This window comes from Gemmatimonadaceae bacterium (assembly GCA_020851035.1).
Taxonomy (GTDB): Bacteria; Gemmatimonadota; Gemmatimonadetes; order Gemmatimonadales; family Gemmatimonadaceae; genus JACMLX01.
Genome location: JADZDM010000012.1, coordinates 120353 through 146728 on the forward strand (window position 1 = coordinate 120353; position 26376 = coordinate 146728).

Annotated in this window: 33 protein-coding genes and 1 tRNA gene; 30 read left to right on the forward strand and 4 right to left on the reverse strand. The window is 70.4% G+C overall.

Annotation, left to right across the window (positions count from 1 at the left end):
- Positions 1-136: 136 nt before the first annotated feature.
- Together IT355_09465 and IT355_09470 are read right to left on the reverse strand one after the other, a co-directional pair.
- Entirely contained in the window at positions 137-1351 is a 1215-nt protein-coding gene (locus IT355_09465; protein MCC7053485.1) for a beta-lactamase family protein, read from the reverse strand.
- A complete protein-coding gene (locus IT355_09470) occupies positions 1348-3192 on the reverse strand; it encodes a hypothetical protein (protein MCC7053486.1) in 1845 nt (614 codons plus the stop codon). Before IT355_09470 ends, IT355_09465 begins: the two co-directional genes overlap by 4 nt.
- 328 nt (positions 3193-3520) lie before the next feature.
- Between IT355_09470 and IT355_09475 the strand changes: the two genes are divergently transcribed.
- The 12 genes from IT355_09475 to IT355_09530 all read left to right on the forward strand — a co-directional run bounded on the left by IT355_09475 (position 3521) and on the right by IT355_09530 (position 12360).
- Positions 3521-4243, forward strand: coding sequence for a CDP-alcohol phosphatidyltransferase family protein (locus IT355_09475; GenBank protein MCC7053487.1), 723 nt, complete (start codon positions 3521-3523; stop codon positions 4241-4243).
- A 129-nt stretch (positions 4244-4372) separates the two neighbouring features.
- Complete coding sequence (locus tag IT355_09480; protein ID MCC7053488.1) at positions 4373-5605, forward strand: inositol-3-phosphate synthase; 1233 nt, start codon at positions 4373-4375, stop codon at positions 5603-5605.
- Positions 5606-5673: 68 nt separating this feature from the next.
- Positions 5674-6108, forward strand: coding sequence for a hypothetical protein (locus tag IT355_09485; GenBank protein MCC7053489.1), 435 nt, complete (start codon positions 5674-5676; stop codon positions 6106-6108).
- A gap of 4 nt (positions 6109-6112) precedes the next feature.
- Positions 6113-6406, forward strand: coding sequence for a hypothetical protein (locus IT355_09490; protein ID MCC7053490.1), 294 nt, complete (start codon positions 6113-6115; stop codon positions 6404-6406).
- Between the two features lies 1 nt (position 6407).
- Positions 6408-7562: a thiamine pyrophosphate-dependent dehydrogenase E1 component subunit alpha gene (locus IT355_09495; protein ID MCC7053491.1), complete on the forward strand. Its 1155-nt coding sequence runs from the start codon at positions 6408-6410 to the stop codon at positions 7560-7562.
- Entirely contained in the window at positions 7555-8532 is a 978-nt protein-coding gene (locus IT355_09500; protein MCC7053492.1) for an alpha-ketoacid dehydrogenase subunit beta, read from the forward strand. Before IT355_09495 ends, IT355_09500 begins: the two co-directional genes overlap by 8 nt.
- 6 nt (positions 8533-8538) lie before the next feature.
- Positions 8539-8853 carry a hypothetical protein gene (locus tag IT355_09505; protein ID MCC7053493.1) on the forward strand — a complete coding sequence of 105 codons (315 nt, stop codon included), beginning with the start codon at positions 8539-8541 and terminating at the stop codon, positions 8851-8853.
- Positions 8854-8867: 14 nt separating this feature from the next.
- Positions 8868-10229: a 2-oxo acid dehydrogenase subunit E2 gene (locus IT355_09510; protein MCC7053494.1), complete on the forward strand. Its 1362-nt coding sequence runs from the start codon at positions 8868-8870 to the stop codon at positions 10227-10229.
- 2 nt (positions 10230-10231) lie between these two features.
- Positions 10232-10492, forward strand: coding sequence for a hypothetical protein (locus tag IT355_09515; GenBank protein MCC7053495.1), 261 nt, complete (start codon positions 10232-10234; stop codon positions 10490-10492).
- Positions 10489-10752 (forward strand): hypothetical protein, encoded by a 264-nt coding sequence (locus IT355_09520; GenBank protein MCC7053496.1) that lies wholly within the window; start codon positions 10489-10491, stop codon positions 10750-10752. The genes IT355_09515 and IT355_09520 overlap by 4 nt, the downstream gene beginning before the upstream one ends.
- Positions 10749-11606, forward strand: coding sequence for a PHP domain-containing protein (locus IT355_09525; GenBank protein MCC7053497.1), 858 nt, complete (start codon positions 10749-10751; stop codon positions 11604-11606). Before IT355_09520 ends, IT355_09525 begins: the two co-directional genes overlap by 4 nt.
- Before the next feature lie 19 nt (positions 11607-11625).
- Positions 11626-12360, forward strand: coding sequence for an SDR family oxidoreductase (locus IT355_09530; protein ID MCC7053498.1), 735 nt, complete (start codon positions 11626-11628; stop codon positions 12358-12360).
- A gap of 27 nt (positions 12361-12387) precedes the next feature.
- Here the strand turns inward: IT355_09530 and IT355_09535 are convergent, their stop codons facing one another.
- Entirely contained in the window at positions 12388-12741 is a 354-nt protein-coding gene (locus IT355_09535; protein MCC7053499.1) for a hypothetical protein, read from the reverse strand.
- Positions 12742-12940: 199 nt separating this feature from the next.
- On the opposite strand from IT355_09535, the gene trxB reads away from it, so the two are divergent.
- The 6 genes from trxB to IT355_09565 all read left to right on the forward strand — a co-directional run bounded on the left by trxB (position 12941) and on the right by IT355_09565 (position 17779).
- Positions 12941-13978 (forward strand): thioredoxin-disulfide reductase, encoded by a 1038-nt coding sequence (trxB, locus tag IT355_09540; protein ID MCC7053500.1) that lies wholly within the window; start codon positions 12941-12943, stop codon positions 13976-13978.
- A gap of 1 nt (position 13979) precedes the next feature.
- A complete protein-coding gene (locus IT355_09545; protein ID MCC7053501.1) occupies positions 13980-14639 on the forward strand; it encodes an MBL fold metallo-hydrolase in 660 nt (219 codons plus the stop codon).
- Positions 14636-15196 carry a DUF4149 domain-containing protein gene (locus tag IT355_09550; protein MCC7053502.1) on the forward strand — a complete coding sequence of 187 codons (561 nt, stop codon included), beginning with the start codon at positions 14636-14638 and terminating at the stop codon, positions 15194-15196. The genes IT355_09545 and IT355_09550 overlap by 4 nt, the downstream gene beginning before the upstream one ends.
- Positions 15197-15230: 34 nt before the next feature.
- Positions 15231-16658 (forward strand): aspartate ammonia-lyase, encoded by a 1428-nt coding sequence (locus IT355_09555; GenBank protein ID MCC7053503.1) that lies wholly within the window; start codon positions 15231-15233, stop codon positions 16656-16658.
- A gap of 69 nt (positions 16659-16727) precedes the next feature.
- Positions 16728-17219, forward strand: coding sequence for an Rrf2 family transcriptional regulator (locus IT355_09560; protein MCC7053504.1), 492 nt, complete (start codon positions 16728-16730; stop codon positions 17217-17219).
- 5 nt (positions 17220-17224) lie between these two features.
- The gene (locus IT355_09565) at positions 17225-17779 is read left to right on the forward strand and encodes a hypothetical protein (protein MCC7053505.1); all 555 of its coding nucleotides are present in this window, start codon (positions 17225-17227) and stop codon (positions 17777-17779) included.
- Between the two features lie 95 nt (positions 17780-17874).
- Here the strand turns inward: IT355_09565 and IT355_09570 are convergent.
- Positions 17875-17958, reverse strand: a tRNA-Leu gene (locus IT355_09570).
- A 249-nt stretch (positions 17959-18207) separates the two neighbouring features.
- Between IT355_09570 and smpB the strand changes: the two genes are divergently transcribed.
- The 12 genes from smpB to IT355_09630 all read left to right on the forward strand — a co-directional run bounded on the left by smpB (position 18208) and on the right by IT355_09630 (position 26321).
- Positions 18208-18681: an SsrA-binding protein SmpB gene (gene smpB / locus IT355_09575; GenBank protein ID MCC7053506.1), complete on the forward strand. Its 474-nt coding sequence runs from the start codon at positions 18208-18210 to the stop codon at positions 18679-18681.
- Positions 18678-20090, forward strand: a complete 1413-nt coding sequence (locus IT355_09580; protein MCC7053507.1) for an N-acetylmuramoyl-L-alanine amidase — start codon at positions 18678-18680, stop codon at positions 20088-20090. Before smpB ends, IT355_09580 begins: the two co-directional genes overlap by 4 nt.
- Entirely contained in the window at positions 20087-21010 is a 924-nt protein-coding gene (locus tag IT355_09585; protein MCC7053508.1) for a dihydroorotate dehydrogenase, read from the forward strand. Before IT355_09580 ends, IT355_09585 begins: the two co-directional genes overlap by 4 nt.
- A complete protein-coding gene (gene pyrF / locus IT355_09590; protein MCC7053509.1) occupies positions 21007-21714 on the forward strand; it encodes an orotidine-5'-phosphate decarboxylase in 708 nt (235 codons plus the stop codon). Before IT355_09585 ends, pyrF begins: the two co-directional genes overlap by 4 nt.
- A gap of 159 nt (positions 21715-21873) precedes the next feature.
- Positions 21874-21990: a 50S ribosomal protein L36 gene (rpmJ, locus tag IT355_09595; protein ID MCC7053510.1), complete on the forward strand. Its 117-nt coding sequence runs from the start codon at positions 21874-21876 to the stop codon at positions 21988-21990.
- Positions 21991-21996: 6 nt separating this feature from the next.
- A complete protein-coding gene (gene rpsM, locus IT355_09600; protein ID MCC7053511.1) occupies positions 21997-22374 on the forward strand; it encodes a 30S ribosomal protein S13 in 378 nt (125 codons plus the stop codon).
- Positions 22375-22377: 3 nt separating this feature from the next.
- On the forward strand, positions 22378-22755 hold the full coding sequence (gene rpsK, locus IT355_09605; protein MCC7053512.1) for a 30S ribosomal protein S11: 378 nt from the start codon (positions 22378-22380) through the stop codon (positions 22753-22755).
- 2 nt (positions 22756-22757) lie between these two features.
- Positions 22758-23393, forward strand: a complete 636-nt coding sequence (rpsD, locus tag IT355_09610) for a 30S ribosomal protein S4 (protein ID MCC7053513.1) — start codon at positions 22758-22760, stop codon at positions 23391-23393.
- A 192-nt stretch (positions 23394-23585) separates the two neighbouring features.
- A complete protein-coding gene (locus IT355_09615; protein MCC7053514.1) occupies positions 23586-24656 on the forward strand; it encodes a DNA-directed RNA polymerase subunit alpha in 1071 nt (356 codons plus the stop codon).
- A 5-nt stretch (positions 24657-24661) separates the two neighbouring features.
- Complete coding sequence (gene rplQ / locus IT355_09620) at positions 24662-25018, forward strand: 50S ribosomal protein L17 (protein ID MCC7053515.1); 357 nt, start codon at positions 24662-24664, stop codon at positions 25016-25018.
- A 2-nt stretch (positions 25019-25020) separates the two neighbouring features.
- Positions 25021-25245: a 50S ribosomal protein L28 gene (locus IT355_09625; protein ID MCC7053516.1), complete on the forward strand. Its 225-nt coding sequence runs from the start codon at positions 25021-25023 to the stop codon at positions 25243-25245.
- Between the two features lie 92 nt (positions 25246-25337).
- Positions 25338-26321, forward strand: coding sequence for a GDP-mannose 4,6-dehydratase (locus tag IT355_09630; GenBank protein ID MCC7053517.1), 984 nt, complete (start codon positions 25338-25340; stop codon positions 26319-26321).
- Positions 26322-26376 lie beyond the last annotated feature (55 nt).

Genomic DNA, 26376 nt, shown 5'->3' on the forward strand with positions numbered 1-26376 from the left:
TCATGCGACTTCCTCCGAAATGAGGGTCAGGGAATCCCGACCGGAATACTCCGCAATTTAAGCCGGCATGGGCCGGAGGGAAGGACTGCCCCAGCTTACCGGCGGAGCCCGCCGCGGGACAGGGCCGCCGGCCTGCTCAGCGCGTCCCCGGCAGGGCGCGCGCGGCGGCGCCGTCCACCGCGCCCGACACGGCGTCGGCGAGCGCCACCCGCACGCCACCGATCCGGGTGTTCTGGCGCGACGGGTTGACGCGGTTGGTGAGCAGGATCACGAAGAGGTCGCGCGCCGGGTCGATCCAGATCGACGTGCCCGTGAACCCGGTGTGGCCGAAGGCGCGGGCGGAGAGGCGATGGCCCGCCGAATTCGACCCGGTCGGTGTCTCCCAGCCCAGCGCACGCCGGCTCAGGCTCGTGTCCTGGACGCGGGTGAACTGCGCAACCGTCCGCGCCGTGGCCAGACGGACGCCGTCGAGCGTCCCGCGGTTCAGCCACATCCGGGCCACCCGCGCCAGGTCCTGCCCGGTCGCGAAGAGGCCGGCGTGCCCGCTCACGCCGTCGAAGCGCGAGGCGTTCTCGTCGTGCACCTCACCGCGGAGCTGTCGCTGCCGCCACGGGTCGTACTCGGTCGGGGCGATCCGCGCGAGCGCCGACGCCGGCGGCAGGAACCGGGTGTCGGCCAGGCGGAGCGGCCGGGCGACCAGCGCCTGGAACGCGCTGTCCAGCCGCATCCCGGTCAGTCGCTCGGCCACCAGGCCGAGCAGCATGAAGTTCATGTCGCTGTAGAGATAGCGCGTGCCCGGCGGCACCTGGGGGCCTACCAGCAGCAGCTGCGCCCTAGCATCGGCCTGGTCGGTGGCCTCCTTGTAGAACGGGCGCCACGCCGCCAGCCCGCTGCTGTGCGTGAGCAGGTGCCGGATGGTGATCGTGCGCGCGCCGTCGCCACGCCACTCGGGGAGATAGCGCACCACCGGCGCGTCCAGCGCCACGCGGCCGCGGTCCACCAGCGTGAGCATCAGTGACGTCGTGGCGACGATCTTCGTGAGCGACGCGAGGTCGTAGATCGTGGTGGCGTCGGGACGGGTGGAGTCGGTCACGTCCAGTCGGCCCACGCCGAGCGACGCGATGATGCCCGCGCGTGTGCCGACGATCGCCACGCCGCCGGGGAAGGCGCTGTCCGACATCGCGCGCCCGAGCACGGCACGCAGCGAGTCCTGCACGCGTGCGCTGACCGAGGGCGCCGGTCCGGCGGGCGGCGTGGGTGGCGACAGCTCCGCGCCTTGCGCCTGTAGCGCGGTCCCCGTCAGCAGCCGGCATGCCAGCGCCAGCACCAGAGTGCGTTGCGGCAGGCTCATCGGGTGCCTCCGGTGGCGGTGAGTCCATCATTGCGCGAGAAGATGCCCGGCAACGTGACCGGTGACCTGCCGGCGAAGTTCCCGCGGAACAGCGCTCGCGCCGCCGCCCGCTCCGGTCCCTCGCCCACGCTGAACGTCGCCATGTACGCCTCGATGTCGGGGAACTGGCCGATCACGTACGGATTGCCTGCTGCCACCACGATCGGCTGGAGCTGCGACGCGATCCGTCGCACCCACGCCGCGAACGGTTCCACGATCGCGACGCGACCGGCCCCCTCCACCCGCCGCACCACGGTCACGATCACCAGCCGGCCGCGGCGCGACCGGCGGGTGATGGAGTCGAGCGCCTCGCGCGTGGTCTGCGGGCCCACCCGGTACACCGTCACGCGCCCGCGCGAGCGGAACTCGGTGGTGAAGGCGTTCCCGCCGCCGATCTCGGTCTCGGGAGCGTAGACCACCAGCTGCATCGGGCCGCGTGCGGGGTCCAGCGGGAGCTGGTGCGCCTGGTCGCGCAGCACCGTCACCGCGCGCGTGGCGATGTCGCTGGCGACGGCCCGGTGACTGGTGATGCCCACCACCGCGCGGAGCGAGTCCAGCGAGACCTGGCGGCCGGCATGCAGCCCCACCCGCGCCTTCATCTCGAGGTTCTTGCGCGCCGCGGCATCGAGCAGTGCGGCGAACGCCGTGTCCGCTGCAGCGCGGGCCGTGAGTGCGTCGAGCACCGGCGCCACGTCGGCGGGCTTGAGCAGCACCTCGGCGCCCGCCTGCACAGACCGGATCGCGATCTCCTCCTGCGAGAACATCCGAGCCACGCCCTGCATGGTGAGCGCGTCGGTGATGGTGAGGCCGCGGAACTGCAGCGAGTCGCGCAGCTCGTCAGTGAGCACGCGTCGCTGGAGCGTGGCGGGCAGGGCATCCCCCATCCACGTCGGGTTGCTGATGTGCGCCGACATCACCGCCGCCGCACCCGCGTCGATGGCGGCGCGGAAGGGCCGCAGCTCCACGCTGTCGAGGTGGGCGTGCGTGAGGTGCACCACGGGCAGCGCGTTGTGCGAGTCGGTCTCCGTGTCACCATGACCGGGGAAGTGCTTCACCGTGGCCAGCGCGCCACCGTCCTGCACGCCGCGGGTGAACGCCGCGGCCAGTGCGGCCACGCTCGCCGGGTCCTCGCCGAACGACCGGACGTTGATGACGGGGTTGGCGGCATTGTTGTTCACGTCAGCCACGGGGGCGTACGCGAGGTGGATGCCGATGGCCCGCGACTCGCGCCCGGTGACGAGGCCCGCCTGGTAGGCCAGGGCGGTGTCGCCGGTCGCCCCGATGGCCATGGCGGTTGGCAGCACGGTGGCGCCACCGGCACGGATCATCGACGGGATGAAGAGCCCGCCCTCCAGCCGGCCGATCGACGGCTCGACGTCGCACCCCACCAGCAGCGGCACCCGGGCCATCGCCTGGAGCGTGTTCAGCTTGGCCGCGATCTCGATCGGAGAGCCGACGGACATGAGGATGCCGCCGATCCCGTCCTGACGCACCCATCTGGCGGTCGTGGCGAAGGCGCTGTCGGTCTCACTCTCGTAGTCCCCCACCAGCCACACGTGGATGAGCTGGGCAGCCCGTTCGCGAGGTGACAGCGTCCGCAGGGTGCTGTCCACCCACCGCCGTGCTGCCGGGCTCAGCGCCACGCGCGGGTCGCGGGATTCCGGCGGCAGCGTGAACTCGCGGGATACGGCTGGGTACGCCAACTGCCGCAGCGAGCCCGGCAATGACGCCGAGTGGCTGCGGCCCTGCAGCGGCAGAACAGCGAGCGCGGCCGTGAGGCCGGCCAGGGCGAACACGCGCATGGAGACGGGTGCGGAAAAGGGGGGACCGGCCGGCGCGGCACTGCGGTCCGCGCCGGCGAGGACCGACAAGCCTAGCGAATGCAGCGCCGCGGGCGCACCCGTCCGTCGGCGGAGGGCGAAGTGGAGTTCACTCCGGGCGGGCGCGGCTGACGCTGCTGTTGCCGCGACTGTTCGCGGCTCCTTATCTTGTTCTCCTGCATTGCTTTTTCGTGATGATGGCCCGCACCCCTCACGGCGGAGAAGCCGTGGGGCTTTCTTTTTCTCAGTCCCGTCCGTTGGGGTATTCATCCCCTGCGGCGACCCCTCACTCCACCCGACCACCACGGCCATGCTCCTTGCGCTCTGGAATGCGATCAAGGCTGGCTACCTGCGTGTCATCGCGCCGGTGGCGGACCTGCTGGTGCGCCACCGCGTGAGTCCCAACCTGATCACGACGGTCGGCACGGTCTGCACGATGGTCGCCGGCGGCATCTTCGCCAGCGGGCACATACGGACGGCGGGGTGGTTCATGGGACTGACCGCCCTGTTCGACGTGCTCGACGGCACCGTGGCCCGTCGCACCGGCCGCAGCACGGTGTTCGGGGCGTTCTACGACTCGACCCTCGATCGCGTGGCCGACGGCTTCGTGCTCGGCGGGCTGGCCGTGTTCTACGGCATGAACGCCACCCATCGCAGCCCGGTGATGCTCGCGATCACGATTGCAGGGCTGATCGGCACCTTCCTGACCTCGTACACCCGCGCCCGCGCCGAGTCGCTCGGTCTGGATGCGAAGGTCGGCATCATGCAGCGCCCCGAGCGTGTGGCGCTGCTGTCGGCCCCGCAGGCGTTCTTCGGGCTGGCACTGGATGGCTGGGTGCTCGCCGGCATCGTCACCCTGCTCTCGGTGACGGCCTGGATCACGGCGGTGCAGCGCATCCTGTTCGTCTACAATGTCACCCGCGCGGCGGAGTTGGTCGGCGACGAATCGCCCTCGCCGCGTCCTGCTGGTGCCACGCCGTCCGCGTCGTCGGCGACGATGCCCGACGATGTCCCCGCTCCCTACGCGCCCTGACCGGCGTCGCACATTCCCCGGAGATTTCCCCACGTGACCGGTTCGCTCACTCGTCCGACGTCCATCAAGCCCGCCACCGGCAAGCTCGGCATCCTGACCCCCGGGCTGGGCGCAGTTGCCACCACGTTCATGGCCGGCGTCGAGAGCATCCGGCGTGGCCACACGAGCCCCATCGGCTCCCTGACGCAGATGGCGACCATCCGGCTCGGCAAGCGCACCGAGCACCGGTCGCCGCTGATCAAGGACTTCGTCCCGCTCGCCGGCCTCGGTGACATCGTCTTCGGAGCCTGGGACCCCATCTCGGACGACGCCTACACCGCCGCGAAGAAGGCGGGCGTGCTGACGTCCGAGCACCTCGAGCCCCTCAAGGACTTCCTCACGGCCATCAAGCCGATGAGTGCCGCCTTCGAGTCGCGCTTCGTCACGCGCCTCCTCGGCGTCGACAACGTGAAGACCGGCCCGAGCTACCGTGACATCGCCGAGCAGCTGCGCGCCGACATGCGGAAGTTCAAGGCCGACAACGGCTGTGACCGTCTCGTGATCGTCTGGTGTGCGAGCACCGAGGCGTTCATCCAGCCCGGCCCGCAGCACGCCACCGTCGCGTCGTTCGAGCAGGCGATGGACAGCAACGACCCGGCCATCGCGCCGTCGATGCTCTACGCCTACGCCGCCCTGATGGAGAACGTCCCGTTCTGCAACGGCGCCCCGAACCTCACCGTCGACCTGCCGTGCATGCTGCAGCTCGCCAACGAGCGCGGGATCCCCGTCAGCGGCAAGGACTTCAAGACCGGCCAGACCTGGATGAAGACCGTCATCGCGCCGGGCCTCAAGGCGCGCATGCTCGGGCTCGCCGGCTGGTACTCGACGAACATCCTCGGCAACCGCGATGGCGAGGTGCTGGACGACCCCGCGTCGTTCAAGACCAAGGAGGAGTCCAAGCTCTCCGTGCTGCACAACATCCTGCAGCCCGAGGTGTATCCGGAGCTCTACAAGGACTTCTCGCATGTCGTCCGCATCAACTACTATCCGCCGCGCGGCGACAACAAGGAAGGCTGGGACAACATCGACATCGTCGGGTGGATGGGGTACCCGATGCAGATCAAGGTGAACTTCCTCTGCCGCGACTCCATCCTGGCGGCACCAATCGTCCTCGACCTCGCGCTGTTCAGTGACTTCGCGCACCGTGCCGGCATGAAGGGGATCCAGGAATGGCTGTCGTTCTACTACAAGAGCCCGATGGTCGCCCCCGGCCTGCAGCCGGAGCACGACCTGTTCATCCAGCAGACGAAGCTGAAGAACACGCTGCGCTTCCTGATGGGCGAGGAGCAGATCACGCACCTCGGCCTCGAGTACTACAGCTGATGCCGGGCAGCGTCGCGACACGGCACCCGGTCGCGCGCTGCGGGCCGGGCAGGGGATCGCCCGGCCGGATGCTGGCCACCCTGGCGCGCGGCGCGCGCCGGGTGCTCCCGGCGCTTGGCCTTCTCGTCGCCGCGGCCGCCTGCACCACCCGCGACCCCGAGGCGGCGATCGACACCCGGATGTGGACCGACGACCTCGCCTTCCGCATCCGGCTCACCCCGCGCCCCCCCTTCGCCCGCGAGGACATCATCGTGAAGGTCGTGGTCTCGGACAAGGAATCGGGGGCACCGGTCGAGAATGGTGAGGGGCGCATCTACGCGATGAGCCACGACAGCACCAAGGTCTTCGACGGGCTGGAGCGCGGCCCCGAGCCGGGCACCTACTACGCCAAGCTCAACTTCCTGACGGCTGGCGAATGGGCGATCGGGCTGCAGTTCCGCCGCGACTCGACCAAGAAGCTCGAGACCATGGACTGGCTCCAGACCGTCCGCAACGCCCGCTGACCTCATGCGACTCTTCCATCGCACCTCGATCCTTCCCGCCGACGTCATCGCCCTCGCTGACGAGCACTTCCGGGCGCTCGGCCTGCAGGGCACGTCGGACACCATGCGCGCCCGGACCTTCACCGGCGACCTCGGCACGCTCCGGCTCAGCGTGCGCAGCGATGGTGGCCACTACACCATGATCGAGGCGGTCACCGACCAGGTGGGGGAGAGCCGGCTCGACAAGAACGTCAAGAAGTTCTTCAACCGCGTCCACCGCGCTGCCGACCCGCATCACGTCCCGGTCGCGGGGTACTGACGTGGAGTTCCCGGCACAGCCGCTCGACCTCGACGCGATGCTCGCCTTCACGCCGCGGAGTGAGCGGGACGTGCCGCGTGTGGCCCGGCCGTACGCCGACCAGCTCACGCGGGAGCAGCGTCTCGCGCTCTACCGGCACATGCGCATGACGCGCAGCCTCGAGGAGCGGCTGGTGGCGCTCTACCGCCAGACCAAGGTGGTGGGCGGGCTGTTCCGCTCCCTCGGGCAGGAAGCGGATGCGGTGGGCAGCGCGTTCGCGCTCGAGCGCCGCGACATCATGTCGCCCCTCATCCGCAACATGGGCTCGATGCTGGTCAAGGGCGCGACACCGCTCGAGATCCTGCGGCAGTACATGGCGAAGGGGGACTCGCCGACACGCGGACGCGAGCTGAACATCCACTTCGGCGACCTCGATCGCGGGTTCGTGGGCCAGATCTCGCACCTCGGCGACATGATCCCGGTGATGGCCGGCATCGCGCTCTCGTTCAAGCTGCGGGGCGAGGATCGCGTGGTGCTCGTCTACATCGGCGACGGCGCCACCTCCACCGGCGCCTTCCACGAGGGCATCAACTTCGCCGCCGTGCAGAAAGTCCCGATGGTCGTGGTCGTCGAGAACAACGGCTACGCCTACTCCACCCCCACGGGGCGACAGACGGCCGCGAACTCGTTCATGGACAAGGCGGTGGGATACGGCATCACCGGTGCACAGGCCGACGGCAACGACGTGCTGGCCGTCTACGACGTCACCCGCGCCGCCGTGGAACGGGCGCGCGCCGGCGGCGGTGTCACGCTCATCGAGCTGATCACCTACCGCCGCAAGGGCCATGCGGAGCACGACAACCAGTCCTACGTGCCCGACGGCGAGACGGAGTGGTGGGCCGCGAACAACGACCCCGTCGATCGCTTCATCGCGTGGCTGCGCGAGCGTGACGGCGTCACGGACGACGAGCTCGCGGCCATCGATGCCGCGGTGTCGGCGGAGATCGACGCGGCCACCGACCTCGCCGAGGCGAGCCCGATGCCCGAGCCGCTGGACGGGCTGGAGGGGATCTACGCCGAGCCCCCGCGGCTGGCACCGCACTGGTACCGTGCGGGCGTCCGCACCGCCGTCGAGCAGCACGAGCGGCCGGCCGGCTGGGGCACGCACGATGGCTGAGATCACCTACCTCGAGGCCATCCGCGAGGCCCTCACCGAGGAGATGGAGCGCGACCCGAACGTCTTCTGCCTGGGCGAGGACATCGGCGCGTACGGCGGGGCGTTCAAGGTCACCGAGGGGCTGCAGGCACGCTTCGGCGACACGCGCGTGATCGACACGCCGATCGCCGAGGCGGCCATCATCGGGGCCGCCGCCGGTGCGGCGCACATGGGGATGCGTCCGGTCGCGGAGCTGCAGTTCATCGACTTCATCTCGTGCGGCTACGACATGCTCACGAACTACGTCGCCACCGCCCGCTACCGGGCCTTCCTGCCGTGCCCGATGGTGGTGCGCGGCCCCAGCGGCGGATATGTCCGCGGCGGGCCGTTCCATTCGCAGAATCCCGAGGCGGCGTTCCTGCACACGCCTGGCCTCAAGATCGTGTATCCGGCCACGGCCGCCGATGCCAAGGGCCTCATGAAGGCCGCCATCCGCGACGACGACTGCGTGCTGTTCTTCGAGCACAAGTACCTCTACCGGCGCGTGAAGGACGTGATGCCGGCCGGTGACCACGTGGTGCCGATCGGCAAGGCGCGCGTGGCCCGGGAGGGGACGGACGTCTCGATCATCACCTACGCCGCCACCGTCTGGAAGGCGCTCGAGGCCGCCGCGCAGCTCGAGCGCGAGGACGGCATCTCGGTGGAGGTCATCGACCTGCGCACGCTGCTGCCGATGGACGATGAGGCGATCGCGGCCACGGTGCGCAAGACGAACCGCGTGATGATCGTGCACGAGGACACGCGCACCGGCGGCATCGCCGGCGAGATCACCGCCCGCATCAACGAGACCTGTTTCGAGTGGCTCGACGCGCCGGTGCTCCGCGTGACGGCGCACGACGTGCCGCTGCCGTACTCGCCGCCGCTCGAGGACTACGTTCTGCCGCAGGTGAGCGACATCGTCGCCGTCGCGCGCCATCTTGCCCGCTACTGACCACCCGTGACCGACCCGACGCCTCCCGCACCGCTCCCCCCGCTCAGCGACGAGGATCGCACCAACCGGCGCTACCGCAACGTCGGTGTGGGCTGCTTCACCACCTTCATCGGCTTCTTCGGTGGCGGCATGATCGCGGTGCTCCTCTCCAAGATCGTCGCTCAGTACCTGCGCGAACCGCAGTGTGAGGGGCTCCCGACCTGCAACTGGCTCACCTGGGCCGCACGTGGCGGCGTGGTGGGCATGATTATCCTTCCGACGATCTCGGTGTGGCGCCTGAAGCGTGGCGACGCTGCACATGATCGTTCCCGCTCCATCTGACAGAGGGTGAGCCGGTGGCTCGTATCGATATCGTAATGCCGCAGATGGGCGAATCCATCGCCGAAGGCACGCTCTCCCGCTGGCTCAAAAAGCCGGGGGACACGGTCAAGCGCGACGAGCCGCTCTTCGAGATCTCCACCGACAAGGTGGACGCCGAGATCCCGTCCCCGTCGGCGGGGATCCTGGTCGAGGTCATCGTGACCGAGGGCATGACGGTGCCGGTGCAGGCGATCGTGGCACGGCTCGAGACGGACGCGGCTGCCGCCGTGGTCTTCGCCTCGCCGGCGCCGGCGCCCGCCGCCACGCCGAGTGTCGCCACGCCGGCTCCGGCCAGCGCGGCGCCGGTGACCGAGGCGCCGGCCCCTGCGCCGGCCCCGCCCGCAGCGCCCGCCGGCAGCGTCGAGGAACGCCTCCGCACGCGCTCGTCACCGCTGGTCCGGAAGATCGCTGCCGAGCATGGCGTCGAACTCGGCAGCATCCCCGGATCCGGCGTCGCCGGCCGCGTCACGCGCCGCGACATCATGGCGCACCTCGATGCCACGCCCGCGTCGGTGCCGGTGATCGCGCCGCTGACCGGCACGATCACACCCGCAGGCCTCCCCGCGATGGTCGCCACGCCGCAGGCCGCGCCGGCCACCTACGACACCCCCACCGCCCAGCCCTGGCCCGGCGATGTCGTCGAGCCGATGTCCAAGATCCGTCGCCTCACCTCGGATCACATGGCACAGGCGCGCCGCGTCGCCGCCCACGTCACCAGCTTCTTCGAGGTCGACCTCACACGCGTCGCGCGCATCCGCGCGGGCATGCGCAAGGACTTCGAGGCGCAGACCGGGCAGAAGCTGACGTTCCTGCCGTTCATCGTGTCCGCCGTCATCGCCCAGCTCAAGCGGCACCCGGTGCTGAACGCGGCCGTCAACGGCAGCGAGATCATCCTGCGCAAGCAGTACAACATCGGCATCGCCGTCGCCCTCGACCCGACCGGCCTGATCGTGCCGGTGGTCAAGCGCGCCGACGACCTCTCGCTCGGTGGCCTGACGAAGGCGATCAACGACCTCGCGGCGCGCGCCCGCTCGAAGGGCCTCAAGCCCGACGAGGTCACGCAGGCCACCTTCACGATCACGAACCCCGGCGTCTTCGGCTCGGTGATGGGCACGCCCATCATCCCCGTCGGCACCACCGCGATCCTCGGCCTTGGCGCGATCGAGAAGCGGCCCAAGGTGATCACCGGGCCGGACGGCGAGGACACCATCGCCATCCGCACCTGCGCATACTTCTCGCTCTCGTTCGACCACAAGGTGGTCGACGGGGCGGATGCCGATCGCTTCATGGCGGACCTGAAGCGGGCGCTCGAGACACTGCCCGACCCCAGCGCCTGATCGTGGCGCGCGCCCTCGTCATGAAGCGGACCATCGTGCCCCTGCCGGAACGGGCGGGCTACATGGACCGGCTGAAGCGGCGCAAGGCGTACTACGCCGGCGCCGGCTGCCGCTTCTGGGTGTTCGAGGAAGCCGCGCTCAACGGGGCGTTCATCGAGTTCACCGAGGCCTCGGATCGCGAGACGCTGCGGGCCGCCATCGCGGCGGCCCCGGACCACGTGCTCGACGCCAATCGCATCTACCAGGAAGTGCCCCTGCCATGATCGCGTCCCGCACGATCGCCGACGACGGCGTCACCTGGGCCGTGCTGCCGTCCGGCTTCCTCACGCAGTACGTGGGCGACGAGTTCGGACTCGTCTTCACACGGGCCGACGGCGGCGCGGTGCGCTTCACGCGCTACTCGCCGGGCGGAATCCGGTCCCGTGAGGCCTCGTTCGAGCGGCTCAGCGACGCGGCGCTCCTCCGCCTGTTCCGGGCCTCCCAGGCGAGCCTGCGCTCTCCCGAGGGCGGTTACTGCCCGTGACCGCGCCCACGGCACCCGCCGGACCGTTCGTCGACCTGCATGCACACACCACGGCATCCGACGGCCGGGCGACGCCGGAGGAACTCGTCGCGCGGGCGGTGGCGGCCGATCTCCAGGCCGTCGCCATCACCGACCACGACACGCTCGATGGCCTGGCGGCCGCGCAGGTGGCGGCAGACGCGTCCGGGATCCAGCTCGTGCACGGCATCGAGCTCAGTACCATCGACGGCGCCCGCGAGGTGCACCTGCTCGGCCTCCACCTCAGCCGCACCGACGTGCTCGCGTCGCGCCTCGTCGAGGTCCAGTCCGCGCGCATCGACCGGGCCGTCGAGATGGTCGCGAAGCTGAACACGCTGGGCCTGCCGGTGACCACCGAGATGGTGATGCGCGAGGCCGCCGGTGGTGCGGTCGGCCGCCCGCACGTGGCGCGCGCGCTCGTGGCCGGCGGATGGGTGCGCGACATGCGCGAAGCCTTCGACCGGTACCTCGGCGACGGGAAGCCGGCGAACGTCGGCAAGCTGCGCATCGACCTGCCCGACGGGATCGCGCTGATCCACGAGGCGGGAGGCGTCGCCATCTGGGCGCACCCGCAGGGCGAGGGCAACAAGGAGCGCATCGGTCGCTTCGCGGCGCTGGGGCTGGACGGTGTCGAGGTGCGCCACCCGAGCCACAGTGCCGAGGACCTCGCACGGCTCGCCACGCTCTGCGAGCACTTCTCGCTGCTCAGGAGCGGCGGCTCCGACTGGCACGGTGCCACCGATGGCTTCCGCCCGCTCGGCTGCATGCACGTGCCGGCACCGTGGATGGACGCGCAGGTCGAGCGTGCCATGCTGTATCGTGCACGCGCCGCCTGAAAACCGGGAGGGGAAGGGCATGACGACACTGGCAGGCCGGGCGGCCCTCGTGACCGGTGGTGCACGCCGCGTCGGGCGCGCCATCGCCCTCGCGCTCGCCGACGCCGGTGCCGATGTCATCGTGCACTACCACAGCGGCGCGGACGAGGCGGAGGCCACCGCGACGGCGGTCCGCGAACGCGGCGTGCGCGCGGCCGTGCTGCACGGTGACCTGACCAGCGTCCAGGTCGCACAGTCACTGCCGAGCCATGCCAACGCCGCCTTCGGCCGCCTCGACCTGCTCGTGAACTCGGCGGCCATGATGCTGCGCACGCCGATGGGCGAGGTGACGCCGGCGCAGTGGGAGGCCATGTTCGCGCTCAACCTGCGCGCACCGTTCTTCCTGTCGCAGGCGGCCGCGCCGTTTCTCCGCGTCTCCGGTGGCGCGATCGTGAACATCGCGGATCTCGCCGCCTTCGAGACCTGGCCGGCGTACGTGCCACACGCCATCACCAAGGCCGGCGTCGTGCAGCTCACGCGATCGCTGGCGCGGTCACTCGCTCCCGCGATCCGCGTGAATGCAGTGGCACCCGGTGCCGTGCTCCTTCCCGAGGAGTGGGATCGTGCTGCCGCCGACCGGCTGGCCGGCACCACGCCGCTGCAGCGCCTCGGCAGTGCGGAGGACGTGGCGCAGGCCGTCGTCTACCTGTGCACCGCGGCGTATGTCACGGGCGACGTGATCATGGTCGACGGCGGACGCCACATCCGCACCTGAGTCGCGGCGGCGGCGTGCCCGGCTTCGTCAGCCGGCAACCGGCCCCGTTTCACCCGCCGGGTGCCGCTGTCGCGCGCGTCGCCGCGTTCCGTCGCGCCCCAGCACGCGGTCGGCGATCGCATTCGCGATGAACTGCGCCCAGGGAACCGTGGCCAGCACCGGGTTGCGCGTGACCAGCAGTGCCACCAGGGTCGCGGCGGCGCTGGCGACCAGGCCCCAGGCCACGACGCGCCCGGCAGGCGACGCGTCGCTCGAGGCACCCCACATCGCCACTTCGCGCTCGCGCACTTCCCGAGGCCGGAACGCCACGTAGCGCAGGAGCAGTGCGGCCGTGACGAGGTTCCAGATCGGCAGGACCCAGCTGAATATCTTCCAGAGCATGCGGGACTTCCACCGGTGAGACGTGACGAACGGGGCGGTGAGCGACGGGGAAAAGGACGCCCCCTGCAGGGGACTGGTCAAGCATGCCGGGCGCGACGAAGGCGCACGGCGCACGCCCCGGTCCCGACCCTTAGATTTCGCGGTTCACATCCGGTGCCGGCACCGGGTCCCAGCGCCCACCCCACCAGCGCGCCGCTCCATGAACGACATCCGTCCTGAAGCCATCGCCATCATCGGTTCCGGCCCTGCTGCCTGGACCGCCGCGATCTACGCTGCGCGCGCGCGCCTGAATCCGATCGTGTTCGAGGGTGAGCCGCGCGGCACCGAGCTGCCCGGCGGACAGCTCATGCTGACGACCGAGATCGAGAACTTTCCGGGCTTCCCCGAGGCGATCACCGGCCCCGACCTGATGGCTCGCATGAAGGCGCAAGCGGAGCACTACGGCACGCGTGTCGTGTCGGAGCTGGTGTCGTCGGTGGATTTCAGCCAGGCGCCGTTCACGCTCACGCCGAGTTACGGGTCGCCGATCCAGGCGCACACCGTGATCGTCGCCACCGGTGCCGCCGCGAAGTGGATCGGCCTCGACAACGAGCTCCGTCTCGCGCTGAAGGGCGGCGGCGTCTCGGCCTGCGCCGTCTGCGACGGGGGCCTCATGTTCTACCGCAACAAGCGCCTCGCCGTCGTCGGCGGCGGCGACACCGCGATGGAGGAGGCACTGTACCTCACGAAGTTCGCCAGTGAGGTCATCATCATCCACCGCAAGGACTCCTTCCGGGCGTCCAAGGTGATGGCGTCGCGCGTGCTCTCGCACCCGAACATCCGCGTGGAGTGGAACACGAAGGTCACGGACGTGCTGGGTGAGGACGAGATCCGCGGCCTGCAGGTCGAGGACACGGTCACCGGTGCCACGCGCCAGCTCGAGGTCGGCGGCCTCTTCGTCGCCATCGGCCATGCACCGAACACGACCTTCCTCGGCGGCCAGCTCGAGCTCACGCCGTTCAACTACATCAAGACCGCGCCCTGGCGCACCGTCACCAGCGTGCCAGGCGTATTCGCCGCCGGCGACGCCATCGACGACTATTATCGCCAGGCCATCACCTCGGCCGGCACGGGGTGCATGGCGGCGCTCGAGGCGGAACGCTGGCTCGCCCACCACGGCATCGGCGAGTCCCCGATGCTCGACACCGCGGTCGCGCCGGTCGTGATCCCCGCCGGTGACACCACCGCTGTGGCCTGAGATGGCGCTCCGCATCGAGGCGATCCCGGTTGGCGCCTTCCAGGCGAACGCCTATCTCGTGATCGACGAGGACACGCGGCATGCCGTGATCGTGGATCCCGGGGCCGAGGGGGACGCGCTGGCCGCACGCCTCACCGCGGCCGACCTGACACTCGACGCGATCTGGGTCACCCACGGGCACCTGGACCACGTCGGCGGGATCGCCGGTGTGCGGCGCGCATTCCCGGACGCACCGGTCTGGTTGCACCCCGCGGACCGGCCGCTCTACGACAACGTGTCGATGCAGGCGCGCGCGTACGGTATCCCCATGGAGACACCACCCGCCCCGGATCGCGAGTGGGCGGAGGGCGATGCCGTGGCGCTCGGGGCGCACCGGTTCGCGATCGTGCACCTGCCGGGCCATGCGCCGGGCCACGTCGCACTCGTCGGCGATGACGTGGTGTTCATCGGCGACGTCGTGTTCGCCGGCTCGATCGGGCGCACCGACCTGCCGCTCTCCGACCCGCGGCGCATGCAGGAGTCGCTGGCGCGCGTCGCCGCGTGGCCGCCGCATCTCGTGCTGCACCCGGGCCACGGCCCGCTCACCACCGTCGGTGACGAAGTGCGCACGAACCCCTTTCTCGCCGGCATCGCCCGGCCACGTGGAGCTGGATCCGTATGAGCACTGCCATCGCTGCCGTCGTCGCCGGCCGTCGCCGCGAAGCCCTCGATGCGGCCGATCCGCCGGGCGCCGCGCAGCGCGACCATCAGCGTGCCCTGGTCGCACTCGTGCTGAATGCGATCTGGGGCGGCGCCGGGCTGATCGTCACCACGACGGTCGCGCCGGCGGCGTTCCGCGTTCTGCCAACCCGGTCGCTCGCCGGGGCCCTCGTCGGCCAGGTGCTGCCGGTGCTGTTCATCGCCGGGATCGTGGTCGGCACGGCCACCGTCGTGCTCACCACCCGGCGTGCGCAGTTCGTCGCCCTGCGCCGGCTGGCCGGCGCCGGCACGTTGCTCGGGTGCGCAGTGGCGCAGGCGGTGATCGGGCCGCGCATCGCGGCACTGCGTGAGCGCATCGGCCCGAGCATCGAGGCCCTCGCCACCACCGACCCACTGCGCATGGAGTTCGGCCGGCTGCACGGCTTCAGCGTGCTGGCGCTGGGCGTCGGCATGGTCTTCGCGCTGGTCTCGCTCATCGCCACGTTCGCCGTCGTGCGACGGGCGCCTGCGCGGCACTGAGCCAGTCGCCTCCGCCCCCCGCCTCGACCCGCCGATGGACGCCACCCGCACCGAACGCGACCCGCTCGGCGAGCGCGCCGTGCCCGCAGGCGCCCTCTACGGCATCCAGACCGTCCGCGCGCTGCAGAACTTCCCGATCTCCGGACAACGGCCGCTCGAGCCGTTCGTGGTGGCGCAGGTCTGGATCAAGAAGGCGGCGGCGCTAACGCATCGCACCACCGGTCGGCTCGATGCCATGCGTGCCGACGCCATCATCGCCGCTGCCGACGAGGTGCTGGCGGGGCGGCACCGCGACCAGTTCGTCGTCGATCCCTATCAGGCCGGCGCTGGCACGTCGCACAACATGAACGTGAACGAGGTGCTCGCGAACCGCGCCAACGAGCTCCTCGGGAGCGCACGCGGCACCTATGCGCCCGTGCACCCGAACGACCACGTGAACATGGCGCAGAGCACCAATGACACCATCCCGACCAACATCCGGCTCGCCATCCTGCGACAGCTGCCGGCGCTGGGCGTGTCGCTCGCCACGCTGACGGAGGCGCTCGCGGAGCGGGGCAGGGCCTTCGACCACATCGTCAAGGCTGGCCGCACGCACCTGCAGGATGCCATGCCGATCCGCCTTGGCCAGGAGTTCGCCGCCTACGCCGGCACGCTCGCGCGGTGCCGGAAGCGGATCGCGGAAGCCGCCGACTACCTGAACGACCTCGGCATCGGCGGCAGCGCAGTCGGCACCGGCGTCACCGTGGAGCCGCAGTATCCGGCGCTGATGAACCAGCACCTGATCGCCATCAGCGGGATCACCTCGCTCCGGATCGGGGAGGACCGGATCCAGCTCATGCAGAGCATGGGCGACGTGGCCGCGTTCAGCGCCGCGCTGCGCGGCCTGGCGCTCGATCTCTCCAAGATCGCGAGCGATCTCCGCCTGATGGTGAGCGGCCCTCGCACGGGACTCGACGAGATCACGCTGCCAGCCGTGCAGCCGGGATCGTCGATCATGCCGGGGAAGATCAACCCCTCGATCCCCGAGATGGTCAACCAGGTCTGCTACCAGGTGGTCGGCTGCGACACCACGGTGGCGATCAGCGCCGAGCACGGGCAGCTCGAGCTGAACGTGATGATGCCGGTGATCGCGCACAACGTGCTCCTCTCGATGCAGCTGCTGACCAGTGCCATGACCGTCTTCGCCACGCGCTGCGTGTCGGGCATCACGGCCAACGAGGCGATGTGCCGCTACTGGGTGGAACGCTCGGCGGCGCTGGCCACCGCACTGATGCCCCAGATCGGCTACGCCCGCGCGGCGGAGCTCAGCAAGCGCTCGGTGAAGGAAGGCGTCCTGATCCGCGACCTGGTGGAGCGGGAGCAGGTGATTCCGGCCGGCGAGATCGCCGGCGTCCTGGACCTGCGGCGTATGACCGAGATCGGGATTCCGGAGGGAGGACACGGTGCCGTCACCGGGGGGTGATGATTCCCCGGCAGGAATGGTGAGGCAACTCCCCTTGTCCGCCGCACCCGGTTGGGCGATCCTCCGTCCGTGAGGATTACCACCTGGGCCGAATATGGCCTCATCAGCGCGTTGCATCTGGCACGCAGGGCGGGCGAAGGCCCGGTCACCGGGCGTGCCATCGCCGCCGGCGAGTCGCTGCCCGTCGACTACGTCGAGCAGATCCTGCTGCGTCTGCGCCGCGCGGGTATCGTCGACTCGACCCGTGGCGCCCGGGGAGGCTACGTGCTCGCCCGGCCTGCCGCCGACATCACGGTGCGCGACGTCGTGAATGCCTCGGAGCTGCAGACGTTCGACATGCACTGCACCAGCAGCCCGCTGAGCGAGCTGCGCTGCGCCGATTCGACTTCCTGCAGCATCCGGCCGGTGTGGGCGCTGCTCCAGGCGAGGATCGACGAGCTGCTGGACGGGATCCGCCTGGCGGACCTGCTGGCCAACGAACAGACGGTCCGCGTGCGCGTGAAGCTCGACGCCCCGCCGGAACTCGCCGGTCGCATCCTGCCCGTCGTCACGGCGCGGTGACCGGAATGTCGCAGTGGTCGGCACAGCAGGCAGAGCGCGAGTGGGAGCGGCGGGCCAACGCGTTCGTCTCCGCGCTCCTCTCCGAGCCCGATCCGGAGGCCGTGGAGGCACTCTCGCGCCTCGGCGACCGTGATGCCGACCATGCCCGGTGGGAACTGCGCTACCTGCGCCGCGCGCTGGGGCTGCTGATCGCCGGCCGCGATGCCCTCGATGATCGCACCGCCTCGCTGGTCGGCCAGGCGCTCGCGCGCGCCGTGGAGCACGATCCGTCGGCCGCACCCGCGATGCGTGCCGTCTCGGCGGCGCAATTCAACGCCAGGCTCCGCGTCTATCGCGACCTGATGGGGCAGCGGGGGGCGTCGCGCACGCCGATCGGACGGATCGGTGAGGCCCTCGTCGGCTTTGCCGGTGGGCGTCCGGGCACCGATCGCGACGGCTGGGCGTCGGCCTGGGTCGGCGCGGAGCTCGATCGCTGCAACGAGGCGCTGCGCCAGGAGTTCGGAACCGTGGACCTGCCCGAGGACATCCCGCCGAGCGCCATCGTCGCCCCCCGCGCGTAGGCACGCGCGACACACGTCGAGGCGGTCGGACGGTGCGGCGGAGGCGGAAACGACAAACGGCGCCGGACAGTGTCCGACGCCGTTTCCCGCTGTAGTGCCGAAGGGGGGACTCGAACCCCCACGGGCTTGCACCCACTGCGCCCTGAACGCAGCGCGTCTACCAGTTCCACCACTTCGGCAGGACGGGGAGAATACCGATCCCGGGCGACACTGTCAACGTGTGCAACAAGATCGGCGGTTCCGGGTTACGTCGGGGGAGACTCGTGCGGCCGGAGTGCCGACGCCCGGTGCGCCGGCACGCCCGGGTGCGTGGCCGTCTCCGCGCGCCGCACCACATTGCACTTGGTTGTAGCACATCCCGTTCGCGCATACCTTGCATGGTTGAGCCTGACACGCCTGCCACCCCTCGTTCTTCCGCACCCAGCCCCATGTCGCGACCAGCAGCCGACGACGCGCCGCGAATCGAGTCGATCGCGAAGAATCGGCGCGCCCGGCACGAGTACCAGATCCTCGACACCTGGGAGGCCGGCATCATGCTCACCGGCTCCGAGGTGAAGGCGCTGCGCGAAGGACGCGCCAACGTGAGCGACGCATTCGGGGTGATCAACGGCGACGAGATCTTCCTGCTCAACCTGCACATCTCGCAGTACGAGCAGGCCGGCTACAGCGCGCACGAACCGACGCGCACCCGCAAGCTGCTGATGCACCGGAAGGAGATCGAGAAGCTCATCGGCGCGGTCACGCGCCAGGGGCTGACCGTCGTCCCGCTGGAGCTCTACTTCAAGAACGGGCGGGCGAAGGTGGCGATCGCGCTGGCACGCGGCAAGAAGCTGCACGACAAGCGCGAGGACCTGAAGAAGAAGGACGACGTGCGCGCCATGGCGCGGGCGATGAAGAAGTGACGCGCCGCGCGGTGACGGACCGCGGGCGCGCCGGCCTTGCCGCCTGGTCGCTGGTCCTCGTGTGCGCCGTGGCGCGCCCGGTGCAGGCGCAGCCCGACGGCCTCCATGTGCGCACGGGCAATGCGCAGGCGGTGGTGCCGTGGGTCACCAGCCAGGGCACGCGCTTCCTGCCCCTCGCGCGACTGGCGCGGGCGCTCGGCGGCACCGTCAGCGTCTCCGGCAACGCCGCGACCCTGGATGCCTGCGGTGTGCTGGCGCGCTTCACCGTCGGGCAGCGGACCGTGGACCTCGGCCCCGCGGGGGTGGAGACGCTGCGCGTCGCGGTGACGCGCGGCGGGATCAGCGGCACACTGGTGCCGGCCGAGTTCATCACCGAGATGCTGCCGCGCTACGGCACCGGCGTCGTCTGGGACCCGGATGAGCGCGAACTGCGTCGCTTCTCGACCTACGCACGGCGTGGCGGGGCGTCGCCCTCGTCACCGCCGGCCCAGCCGTCGGCGCCGGTGGAGGCCGATGCGCCTCCCCCGGACCGCGCGCCGGTCGCAGTCACCGGCGCCGGGGACCGCGGCGACCTCCGCCCCGACGCCGATGCGCGGCCCGTCACCATCGGCACCACCACCAGGCCACCCGCGGGCAGCGCCACGCCGCGCCCGGAACCGCCGCCCCCAGGTGGACCGCGCCGCCGTGCACGGGCCGTCGTCATCGATGCCGGCCACGGCGGGCCGGACAACGGCATGCACGGTGTCGCGCAGTCCGGCAGCCGCATCTACGAAAAGCACATCACGCTCGCGGTGGCGCTGCGCGTCGCCGACGCGCTGCGCGCGCAGGGCGTGACCGTGCACCTCACGCGGGCCCGCGACACGCTCATCGCGCTGAGCGATCGCGGGCGCATCGCGAACCAGCAGCGCGCCGACCTGGTCCTGTCGATCCACGTCAATGCGGCGAACCCCCGGTGGCGCAACGCCACGGCGTCGCGCGGCTTCGAGACGTACTTCCTGGCCGAGGCCAAGACCGAGGATGCGCGCCGCGTCGAGCGCATGGAGAACGAGGCGGTGAAGTTCGAGACCGGCGCCAACGCCCCCCGTGGCGACCCGCTGAGCTTCATCATCAACGACATGGCGCAGAACGAGCACCTGCGCGAATCGAGCGACCTGGCCGGCGAGGTCCAGCGCCGCCTGCGCGGGATCCATCCCGGCACCGACCGCGGCGTGAAGCAGGCGAACTTCGCCGTGCTGCGCGGGTCGTTCATGCCCGCGATCCTCGTGGAGCTCGGCTTCGGCACCAACCCGCAGGAGGCCACCTTCCTCTCGACGCCCGCACGCCAGGCGGAGCTGGCGCGGGCGATCTCCGACGCGACGGTGGAGTACCTCGCGCGCTACGAGCGCCGGGTGGGCGGCGGGACCCGGTGACGGCACTGTCCGTCGCCTTCGCCGGCACGACCTTCCAGAATCCGGTGGTGCTGGCGTCGGGCACGGCGGCCTACGGACGCGAACTGCACGACATCGTGGATCTCGAGCGACTCGGCGGCCTCGTGACGAAGGCCGTCTCGCTCGCCCCGCGCCCGGGCGCGAAGGCACCGCGCGTCTCCGAGTTCCCCGGTGGCATGATCAACGCCATCGGCCTCGCGAACCCCGGCGTGGACGCCGTGCGTGACCACGAACTGCCGTGGCTGGCCGCGAACCTGTCCCGGGCGCGCGTACTGGTGAATGTGGTCGGCAACGCGGTCGAGGACTTTGCCGAGATCATCACGCGGCTCGAGGGATCGGCGGGGGTGTGCGGGTACGAGCTGAACGTGAGCTGCCCGAACGTCAAGGCCGGCGGCATGGAGTTCGGTGCCGACCGCGCGGTGCTCGCGGCACTCGTCGCACGGGCACGCGCTGCCACCACGCGCGCACTCGTGATCAAGCTGTCGCCGACGCTGCCCGACCTCGTCGGCACGGCACAGGTGGCGGTCGACGCCGGCGCGGACGCGCTGACCCTCACGAACACGCTGCCGGGCCTGGTCATCGACGTCGAGTCACGCCGGCCGCGCATCGGGTTCGGCAGCGGCGGGGTGAGCGGACCGCCGTTGCTGCCGGTCGGGGTGCTCGCCACCTGGCGGGTGTCGCGCGCCGTGTCGGTGCCGATCGTCGGCCTGGGCGGTGTGTCGCGGGCGGAGCATGCGTTGCAGTACATCATCGCTGGCGCCACGCTGGTGGGCGTCGGCACCGCCGGCATGGTGGATCCCCGGGCGCCGGAGCGCATCGTGACGGGACTGGAGGCGTGGTGTGCGCGGCACGGGGTGACGTCGGTGGCGTCGCTGCGCGGCACCCTGGAGTGGCCGTCGTGACGCGCGGGCAGCCGGCGCTGCTCCTGGCGCTCGACGTGCCGTCGTCCGCGGAGGCGCTGTCGCTGGTGGACCGGTTCGAGGGCCGGGCGGGGTTCGTGAAGGTGGGGCTCGAGCTCTTCACCGCCGCCGGTCCGTCGCTGGTGACCACGCTGCGTGCGCGTGGCATCGAGGTGTTCCTCGACCTCAAGCTGCACGACATCCCGAACACCGTCCGGCAGGCGGCGCGGCGGGCGGCGGCCCTGGACGTGCGGCTGCTGACCGTGCACGCGTCGGGGGGCGCGGCGATGGTGGCGGCGGCGGTGGACGGGGCGGGGGACTCGACGGGTATCCTCGGCGTGACCGTGCTGACGAGCCTGTCGCCGTCCGAGGTGGCCGAGGCGTGGGGGCGCGGGCCCTGGCTGGACGTGGGGGACGAGGTGCTGCGGCTGGCGGGGCTCACGGAGCGGGCCGGAGCGCACGGCGTCGTGTGCAGCGGGGCGGAGCTCGGCGCGGTGATGGAGCGCCACGGTGGTCGGCTGGCCGCGCTGGTGCCCGGCGTGCGGCCGGCTGGGGCCGCGGCGAACGATCAGGTGCGGGTCGTGACCCCTGAGGCGGCGGCGGCGCTCGGGGCGCGGTACCTGATCCTGGGCCGGGCGGTGACGGCGGCACCCGATCCGGCGGCCGCCTGGGACGCGATCCAGGCGGCGGTGCGGGGGGTGGGCTGAGGGGGACGGGGTGGTTGGCGCGGCGAATCGTACACGTCAGTCATTTTCCGGTGTCAAGAGGTTCCTGGAAGAAAGTCGGTTCCGGGCCTTGTATGCCGTCACCGGCCCGGCTAGCTTGGGAGACTTGTCCCGAAGTCGTGTCCCCGACAGGAGTTTCCTGTGAAAGTCCGTTCGAGCGTGAAGCCGATCTGCGAGCACTGCAAGGTGGTCAAGCGTGACGGCGTCCTCCGCATCATTTGCGGGCGCAATCCCAAGCACAAGCAGCGGCAGGGTTAAGGATTAATGGCGCGTATTGCAGGCGTGGATCTTCCGCGCGAGAAGAAGGTGGAGATCGGGCTGACGTACATCTTCGGCATCGGTCGCAAGACGGCACGAGAGATCCTCTCCAAGACCGGCGTTGACGCCGCGTTGCGGGTGAAGGACCTGGTCGAGGCCGACGTCAACAAGCTCCGCCAGATCATCGAGCGGGACTATCGCGTCGAGGGTGCCCTGCGCACCGAGGTCGCGATGAACATCAAGCGCCTCATGGACATCGGGTCCTACCGGGGCACACGCCACCGTCGCGGACTGCCGGTCCGTGGCCAGCGTACGCACACCAACGCCCGCACGAAGAAGGGGCCGCGCCGCGCGATCGCCGGCAAGAAGAAGGTAACCAAGTAACCGATGGCACCCGGAAAGAAGACCAAGAAAATCGTCGATGCGGAAGGCGTGGCGCACGTCAGCGCCACCTTCAACAACACGACGATCACGATCACCGACGCGCGCGGCAACGCCGTGTCCTGGGGATCCGCCGGCAAGGCCGGCTTCAAGGGCTCCAAGAAGAGCACCCCGTTCGCTGCCACCGTCGCCGGTGAGCAGTGTGCGCGGGAAGCGCTCTCGATGGGGATGAAGCGGGTGCACGTGAAGGTGCAGGGCCCGGGTAGCGGCCGTGAGTCCGCGATCCAGGCGCTCGCCTCGACGGGCCTCGTCGTCAAGTCGATCAAGGACGTCACGCCGATTCCACATAACGGCTGCCGTCCTCCCAAGCGCCGGAGGGTCTGACCATGGCGCGTTATACAGGTCCCAGCTGCCGGCAGTGCCGGCGTGAAGGCACGAAGCTGTTCCTCAAGGGCACCAAGTGCTTCACCGAGAAGTGCCCGGTGGAACGCCGCCCGTACGCCCCTGGCCAGCACGGCCAGAGCACGGGCCGGCGCAAGAAGGTCTCGGAATACGCCAAGCAGCTGCGTGAGAAGCAGAAGATCAAGCGCATCTACGGCATGAACGAGAAGCAGTTCCGCAACATGTTCGAGAAGGTCGCCAAGCAGCCCGGCATCACCGGTCACAACCTGCTGGCGTCCCTCGAGAGCCGCCTCGACAACATGGTGTACCGCCTGGGCTTCGCCGCCAGCCGGAAGGCCGCACGGCAGCTCGTGCGCCACCAGCATGTCGAGATCAACGGCAAGCGGGTCGACATCCCGAGCTACTCGGTCCAGCCGGGCGAGGAGATCCGCGTGCGCCAGAAGTCGCGGGAGCTCGCCGTGGTGATGGAGTCGATCGAGCAGGCCAAGCGGAACCCGTCGCTCTCGTGGCTGGCGGTGGACGCGGAGACCTTCAGCGGCCGCATGCTCGAGCGCCCGCAGCGCGCCAGCATCCCGCTCGCCGCCCAGGAACAGCTGGTCGTCGAACTGTACTCGAAGTAATCCCGGCCTTCCGCCGCGCCCTCACCGGCGCGGCGGGGTGCCGGTGCTGGACTGCCGGTCGCGTCTGCGCGGCCGGCACGACGTTCGGTCGGGACTCTCATTCCCATACGAGCGTGCCGCGCATGAGAGGCGAGGCACGGCGTTGCCGGCCACTTCGGCCCGGCAAGACCTCCAATCGCAATCCGCATCCCCATGGCAACCATCGATCTCCGCGGTCTTGTTCGCCCGCAGCTCGTCGAAGCGACGAAGCGCGAGGACAATCCGTTCATTGCGGAATTCCGCCTGCAGCCGCTCGAGCGGGGCTTCGGCCACACCCTCGGCAACGCGATGCGTCGCATGCTGCTGTCGTCCCTCCGGGGCGCCGCCGTGTGGGGCTTCCGGATCGATGGCGTGGTGCACGAGCACCAGACCATCCCGGGCGTCGTGGAGGACGTGCACCAGATCATCGGCAACCTGAAGTCGCTCGTCCTCACCCTGGACGATGACCTCGAGCAGGCCGTGCTCCGCGTGTCGCTGAAGTCCGCCGGCGCCTTCACGGCCGGCATGCTCCAGCTCCCCGCCGGCGTGCGCGTGGTGGACCCGAACCACCACATCTTCACCATGCAGGACGAGAAGGACATCGCCGTCGAGCTGTACGTGAACGTCGGCCGCGGCTACGTCGACGCCGACCAGCACCCGGTCGAGCGCGGCATGCCGGTGGACCTCGTCCGCATCGATGCGATCTACAACCCGGTGCGCCGCGCCAACTTCACTGTCGCCGAGACCCGCGTCGGCCAGCGCACCGACTACGATCGCCTCACCCTCACGGTCGAGACCGACGGCACCATCGCGCCGGAAGAAGCCGTGAGCTATGCCGCCGCCCTGGCCCAGGCGCACTTCCAGTACTTCGCCAGCTTCGGCTCCAGCTCGGCCGGCAGCCTCAGCGCCGGCGATGCGGAAGGCAACGGCATCCTGCTCGCCGACCTCGCCGCCGCCATCGATGCCCTCGGCCTCTCGGTGCGCTCGGTGAACTCGCTCAAGAACAACAACGTCCGGACGCTGGGTGACCTCACCCGCCAGACGGAATCGCAGATCCTGCAGGTCAAGAACTTTGGAAAGAAGTCGCTCGAGGAAGTGGCAGCACTCCTCGAGAATCGCGGTTTGAACTTTGGGATGCGGTACGAGGAAGCGGGGGACTTCGCACGGGTGCTCGATTGGGGCACGCCGCCGTCGAAGGTCGCCGCCAACGCGCCGGACGATCCCGTCGAGTCCTCGCAGGAGTAATCCCAATGCGCCATCGGAAGGCTGGTCGTCAACTCCGCCGCACGAGCGAGCAGCGCCTCGCCCTGCTGCGCAACCTCGCCACCTCGCTCATCGAGCAGGGGGCAATCGAAACCACCGAGGCCAAGGCCAAGGAGCTCCGTCCCTTCGTGGAGAAGCTCGTGACCAAGGCCAAGGCCGGCACGGTGCATGCGCGCCGCCTGGCGGGTCGCCACATCCACAAGCGTGGGGCGGCGGACAAGCTGTTCCAGGAGTGGGGGCCGAAGTTCGCCACCCGCGCCGGCGGCTACACCCGCATCCTCAAGACCGGTCATCGCCTCGGCGATGGTGCCGAAATGGCTCGCATCGAATTCGTGGAGAACTGACCATGGCCATCAATCGCAGCCGCTGCTACGTCTGCAACAAGGGCGTCACCTTCGGCAACAACGTGTCGCACGCGAACAACCGCGTCCGCCGCACCTGGCGGCCGAACCTCCAGGTCATGCGCATCCTCGACACCGATGGCAAGATCATCAAGGTCAAGGCCTGCACCTCCTGCATGTCGGCCGGCAAGATCCATCGCGCCCCGCGCGGCGTCCCGTCGGTCGCCTGACCCGGCGACGTTGACGGCGTGCCATCAGTCGTGAGTGCGGGGGAGTCCTCTACGGGCTCCCCCGCGCTGCCTTTCCACCCCGCGGAGACCGCATGGCGCGTGCACTGATCACCGGCGTCACGGGACAGGACGGCGTGTTCCTCGCCGAACAGCTCCTGGCCCGCGGCGATGTCGTCACCGGCACCACCCGCGGCGACCCGCTCGATGCCTGCGCACGATTGTCCCCCGCCGCCGCCGGCGTGCACCTGCGCGAACTCGACCTCCGCGATGCCCGTGCCCTCGATGCGCTGATCGCCGAGGTCATGCCCGACCGGATCTTCCACCTCGCCGCGCCGGCCCAGCCGAACCTCGCCTGGACCACACCCGCCGACGCCGCCGATGCGCTCTGTACCGTGCCGGCCCGCCTGCTGGAAGCGGTCGTCCGGCACGTGCCGAAGGCCCGCGTGGTGTTCGCCGGCTCCTGCCAGGTCTTCGGACCCGACAGCAACGCACCGCAGCACGAGGCCACGCCGTTCACGCCCCGCACCCCCTACGGCGCGGGAAAGGCGTATGGCACGATGCTCGTGCGCGCCTTCCGCGAGGGACGGGGCCTGCACGCCAGCACCGCGATCCTCTTCAACCATGAAAGCGCGCGCCGCACGCCGGACTACGTCACGGCGCGGGTCTGCCGCGCCGTGGTCCGCATCGCCGCCGGTGACCGCACGGCCTCACCACTGACCCTCGGCGCGCTGGACGTCGTGCGGGACTGGGGGCACGCGCGCGATCACATGGACGCGCTCGTCAGGATGGCGGATGCCGACAGTCCGGACGACTACGTCATCGGCACCGGCGTGGGACGCACCGTCGCCGACTTCTGTCGGCTGGCGTTCGAGCGCACTGGGCTCGACTGGTCGCAGCACGTCGTGCATGACGAGGCGCTCGTGCGCGCCGGTGACGTGCCCGTGCTGGTCGCCGACCCGCAACACGTGGCGCGACAGCTCGGCTGGCAGGCCACCACGCCGTTCGAGGCGCTGCTCGACGAGTTGCTGGACGCCGCGCGTGCGGCAATCGGTGTCGCCGCCGCTCGCAACGCCTGACGGCGCCAGCGCGGGCCGCCGGCCACATTCACGCGGCACCGGGTCGCCACAGCTT